This is a genomic window from Roseateles sp. (genome assembly GCF_036404855.1).
Lineage (GTDB): Bacteria > Pseudomonadota > Gammaproteobacteria > Burkholderiales > Burkholderiaceae_C > Pelomonas.
Genome location: NZ_DASWYS010000064.1, coordinates 1 through 4651, shown reverse-complemented (window position 1 = coordinate 4651; position 4651 = coordinate 1). Strand labels below are relative to the sequence as shown.

Sequence of the window (4651 nt, the reverse complement as noted above, 5' to 3'; positions counted from 1 at the left end):
CGCTGGCGCTGGACCATGCGCCCAGCCGGCCCTGGCCCGCACTGATCGCGGCGGCCTGCGAGCAGGACAACGCCCACGTCATCAAGCTCACGCACGCCGCCTGGCGCCTGGGCAGGCGCTGGCCCGACCCCGCCTGGCGTCGCGCCGCCGAGCGTGCCAATCCAGTTTGATGGATGAAAATTCCAGTAAACTGGATTGCATGGACATCACGGAACGCGTTGGCCGCCGCTTGCACGACCTGCGCTCGGCCGCCGGCCTGTCGCTGGACGCGCTGGCACGCAAGAGCGGCGTCAGCCGTTCCAACATCTCGCTGATCGAGCGTGGCCAGAGCAGTCCGACGGCTGTCGTGTTGGACAAGCTGTCTTCGGCACTGGGCGTCAGCGTCGCGTCGATGTTCGAGACCAGCCCGCCGTCGACCGCGCCGTCGCCGCTGGCCCGCGCGTCTGACCAGCCGGTCTGGAGCGATCCGGCCTCTGGCTACCGCCGGCGCAACGTGTCGCCCGCCGGCGTGTCGCCGCTGCAGCTGGTGGACGTCGTCTTTCCCGCTGGCCAGCGCGTGTCCTTTGAAACCTCGGAGCGCGATGCCGACATCCACCAACTCATCTGGATGATCGACGGCGTCATGGAGATCGGCCATGGCGGCGAGCAGTGGCAGCTCTGTCCCGGCGACTGCCTGGCCATGCGCCTGGACGCCCCCGTCCGCTTCCACAACCCCGGCGCCAAGCCGGCGCGCTACCTCGTGGCGCTGACAGGAGCCAAGCCATGATCCGCGAACTCGACGGCGCCGAGGCGCTGGCCCGTGTCGACGAACTCGCCGAGGTGCTGCGCGACTGTGTCGAGGGCGGGGCGTCGGTGGGCTTCATGCTGCCGCTGCCCGAGGGCCGGCCGCAGGCGTTCTGGCGCCAGGTGGCGGCCGGGGTGGCCGCGGGTGAGCGTCTTCTGTTTGTTGCCGAGGACGCGGCCGCCCGCATCTGCGGCACCCTGTCCCTCGTCATCGATATGCCCGATAACCAGCCGCACCGGGCGGATGTGAGCAAGATGCTGGTCCACCGCCGCATGCGCCGCCAGGGCGTGGCCGAGCGGCTGTTGAAGGCGCTGGAGGTGAAGGCACGCGAGCTGGGCAGGACGACGCTGGTGCTGGACACTGTCACGGGCAGCGACGCGTCGCGGGTCTACGAAAGGCTGGGCTGGCAGCGGGTCGGAGACATCCCGAACTATGCGCTGATGCCGCAGGGGCCGCTCTGTTCGACGACCTACTACTTCAAGCTGCTCTGAATCCGATGCTGCGCCTTTCGCGCACCTCCGGCTTTGCCCGATGCTCCGCCTCCAACTGAGCCAGGAACTCATCCGGCGTGAAGGCCTCGCCCAGGATCTCGACCTGTTGGCGCACGGCCGCGAAGTCGCCATGCGTCAGGCAGTCCATCCCCGCCAGCCTTGAGCGCTGCTCGTCGGTCGGCACCGTGCCCGCCTCACGCTCGAACATCGCCGTGCGCTGCTCGGGCTTCAGGGCCTTGAAGCGGATCTTGAACGCGAAGCGCCGCAGCGCCGCCTCGTCCAGGTCGTCGAAGAGATTGGTCGTGCAGATGAAGAGGCCGTTGAAGCGCTCCATGCCGGCCAGCATCTCGTTGACCTCGCTGACCTCGTAGTTGCGCTCCGCATGCTTGCGGCTGCGCAGGAAGCTGTCGGCCTCGTCCAGCAGCAGCACGGCGCCTTCGGTCTGGGCCGTCTCGAACATGCGGGCCATGTTCTGCTCGGTCTCGCCGACGAACTTGCTGGCGATGTCGCTGGCACGCTTGACCATCAGCGGCCGGCTCAGCGCCTGGGCAATGTGTTCGGCCAGGGCGGTCTTGCCGCTGCCGGGCGGGCCGTAGAAGCACAGCTGGCCACGGCCCTGTCGACGCAGCGCCTCGACGATGCGCGGGATTTCGAAGCGGCTCTCGCAGTTCAGCAGCTCCAGCGCGTAGCGCGTCACGCAGGGGCGCGCCAGGCTGTTGCCGTCGTCGCGGCCCAGGGCCTTGTCGGCGTTGAGCAACTGGCGCTCGATGAGCTTCTCGGCGTCGCCGGCCGAACCGGCCAATTGAGCGAAGCGCACCGCGGTGCGGATCTGTGCCGGCGTCAGACCGGGGCGCTCGGCCAGCTTGGCGACGAAGCCTTCGCTGACGGCCACGTCGGCCAGCGCGCGCGCCACCAGCCCCTGGCGGGCGCCGGGCGGCGGCGACTTCAGTTCCAGGTGGTACTGGAAGCGGCGCCGGAAGGCCGGGTCGATCTGCTCGATGCGGTTGGTGACCCAGATGACCGGCACCGGGTTGGTTTCGAGGATCTGGTTGACCCAGGCCTTGCCGCTGACCGAGTTGCCGATGCCGGCTTCACCGCTGGCATCCAGCCGACTCAGCAGCGAGGCCGTGTCGCTGGACAGCGGCGGGAACACGTCCTCCACCTCGTCGAACAGCAGGGCCACATTGGCGCTGGCCTTCAGGAAGACCTGGCTGATCTGCAGCGAGCGGTAGCGGTCGCGGCCCGACAGCGAGTTCCCGTCGCGGTCGGCGTACTCGACCTCGTACAGGTCCAGTCCAGCGGCGGCAGCGGCCACCTTGGCCAGCTCCGTCTTCCCGGTGCCGGGCGGGCCGTAGAGCAGCACGTTGACGCCGGTGGCATGCGTGGCCACCGCCTGGCGCAGCAGGCCTTGCAGCAGCACCAGGTCGTCATTGACGAACTGGAAGTCGCCCGGCGCCAGCGAGCTGGGGGCGGCCGGCCGGGTGAAAACGGCCATCAGGTCGTGCGGGCCCTGGTACTCGCGCATCAGCACCGGCGGCAACTGGTCGCTGACTTTCATCAGGTCGGCGAGGTCGGTGATGTTGTGCTCGGAGATCAGGTTCTCCACCATGCCGATGCGCTCCAGCCGCGACCCGGCGCGCAGAGCCTCTGCGACCTCGCGTTCGTCCACGCCGGCGACGGCCGCGATGGCCGCGAAGGCTTCCTGTGCCGTGTTGACCTTGAACTCGACCAGCGCTCCGCGCAGCTCGCGCTGGTAGCGGGCCAGCGTGCCGTAGAGCAGGATGGCGCGCTCGGCCGGGTTGAGCTGCAGCAGCTTGCCCAGTGCGGCGATGTTCTTCTCGACCAGCGTGGATTCGCGCTTGAGCTGGCGGTCCAGGTGCTCGCAGGTGGTGGCCAGCAGGGCCATCATGTCCTTGGGCGCGTCCTTGACGTACTCGTCGAGGTAGAAGAACACCGTGCCTTCGGAGAAGGGCCCGCTCCACTGGCCGAAGCGGTCGAGGAAGGCCTCGTCGCTCAGGGCCTCGTGGCCGCGCCACAGCTCGTTGCCGGCGCAGCGCAGGCCCAGGTAGGCGCGCAGCCGCTGCAGTACGCGGGCCGGCCAGACGAGATGGCGGCCGGTGAAGGAAAGCAGGCCGTTGAAGTCGCGCCGCAGGTTGAAGCGGCCGGCATGCCGGACGGTCAGCGTCAGCACGAACTGCGAGCACATGCGGTCCAGCACCGGGGCGCTGTCCAGTCCGGGCGAGGGCAGCACGCGGGCAGCGGACACCCGGGGGGCTGTCTCTGCGGCGACTCGCTTCACCATCGATGGGCTCCTTGCGTGGCCGGGAGCGGCCAGCGTTGACCCATCTTGTATCAGGCTTGGCGGCAGATCAATGCGTCGCCAGCTCCTTAAACGTTCAGTGCATCACGACCGGCTGCTGGCCCATCAGCGCGTAGCGCTCGATGAAGGCGTCGAACTCGTCCTCGGAGGGCTCGCCTTCGGCAATGAGGGCTTGCACGCCCTGCTGGAAGGATTCGGCCAGCGCACCCTCGATGAAGATCTCCTTGCGGGCGAACTTGTCGACGATCTCGAAGCCGCCGCGGTTCAGCTGCGGCCCTTCCTCCACGGCGTGGAGCTCGGCGGTCGGCACGTCGAACTGGACGACGATGAAGCTGTCGGAGTTGTAGAGCATGTGCATGGAATTCTCCTCGGGGCTTCAAATGCGGCTGGGGCCGGCGTTTTTCAAGCCCCGCTCGGTCCAGATACTGGCAGAACGCCCCGCAGTTCAGGTCATCCCCCGCCTTGGTAACGTGTAGGAAGCGTCAGGAGTTCACGTCGGACAAACTGATTTCGAAACCACGCGTTTCAGGATCGCCCTGGCGCAGGCGCACGGGCCAGCAGCCCCGCGCAGGGTCCAGCCAGAGCTCCACGCCGGGGTCGTGCGGCCCCAGCGGCTGGCGGCGCAGATGCAGCATGCCGCCGTCCTCGGGCTCGGCCTGCACGGCGTCAAAGACCCATTCGCGCAGTTCGCCGCGCAGGCCCGCCACCCAGACTCGCCAGCGCCCGCCCGGTGCGCCGGCCTGGGCACCGGAGGCCTGCACCAGCGCGGCGAGCTGCAGCCACCAGGACAACCGGTCCTGCGCACCTGGTGTCCCTTCAGGCAGGTCGGATGGGCCTGGGCCGGCCGGGAAGCTGGCGCGCCGGCCTTCGGTGTCGAAGTGGATGGCCCGGCGGTCCTGGTCGCTGCGCTGCCGCTCGAAGTGCTCCGGGACCAGGCCGGTGCTGCCGGTGCGGCCCAGGCTCTCCAGCGCGGGCAGGGCGCGCTCGCCGATGCGGCGCGTCAGACGCAGGCTGTAGCGGCCATCGGGCTCGGGGCGCCAGTCCAGCAGGGCTTCG

Annotated in this window: 5 protein-coding genes; 2 read left to right on the top strand and 3 right to left on the bottom strand. The window is 69.1% G+C overall.

Annotated features, from left to right (window positions below; all coding sequences use genetic code 11):
* The first annotated feature begins 199 nt into the window (after positions 1-199).
* Both VGF12_RS04445 and VGF12_RS04440 read left to right on the top strand, forming a co-directional pair.
* The gene (locus VGF12_RS04445; RefSeq protein ID WP_331174837.1) at positions 200-766 is read left to right on the top strand and encodes an XRE family transcriptional regulator; all 567 of its coding nucleotides are present in this window, start codon (positions 200-202) and stop codon (positions 764-766) included.
* Positions 763-1275: a GNAT family N-acetyltransferase gene (locus VGF12_RS04440; protein WP_331174836.1), complete on the top strand. Its 513-nt coding sequence runs from the start codon at positions 763-765 to the stop codon at positions 1273-1275. Before VGF12_RS04445 ends, VGF12_RS04440 begins: the two co-directional genes overlap by 4 nt.
* Here VGF12_RS04440 and VGF12_RS04435 read toward each other — a convergent pair.
* From VGF12_RS04435 to VGF12_RS04425, 3 genes are all read right to left on the bottom strand, one after another.
* On the bottom strand, positions 1262-3577 hold the full coding sequence (locus VGF12_RS04435; RefSeq protein WP_331174835.1) for an ATP-binding protein: 2316 nt from the start codon (positions 3575-3577) through the stop codon (positions 1262-1264). The two genes, VGF12_RS04440 and VGF12_RS04435, sit on opposite strands and share 14 nt — an antisense overlap.
* Positions 3578-3671: 94 nt before the next feature.
* Positions 3672-3953, bottom strand: a complete 282-nt coding sequence (locus VGF12_RS04430) for a BTH_I0359 family protein (protein WP_331174834.1) — start codon at positions 3951-3953, stop codon at positions 3672-3674.
* Between the two features lie 124 nt (positions 3954-4077).
* Positions 4078-4651: hypothetical protein (locus tag VGF12_RS04425; RefSeq protein WP_331174833.1), on the bottom strand; the 574-nt coding region annotated here is incomplete at its 5' end.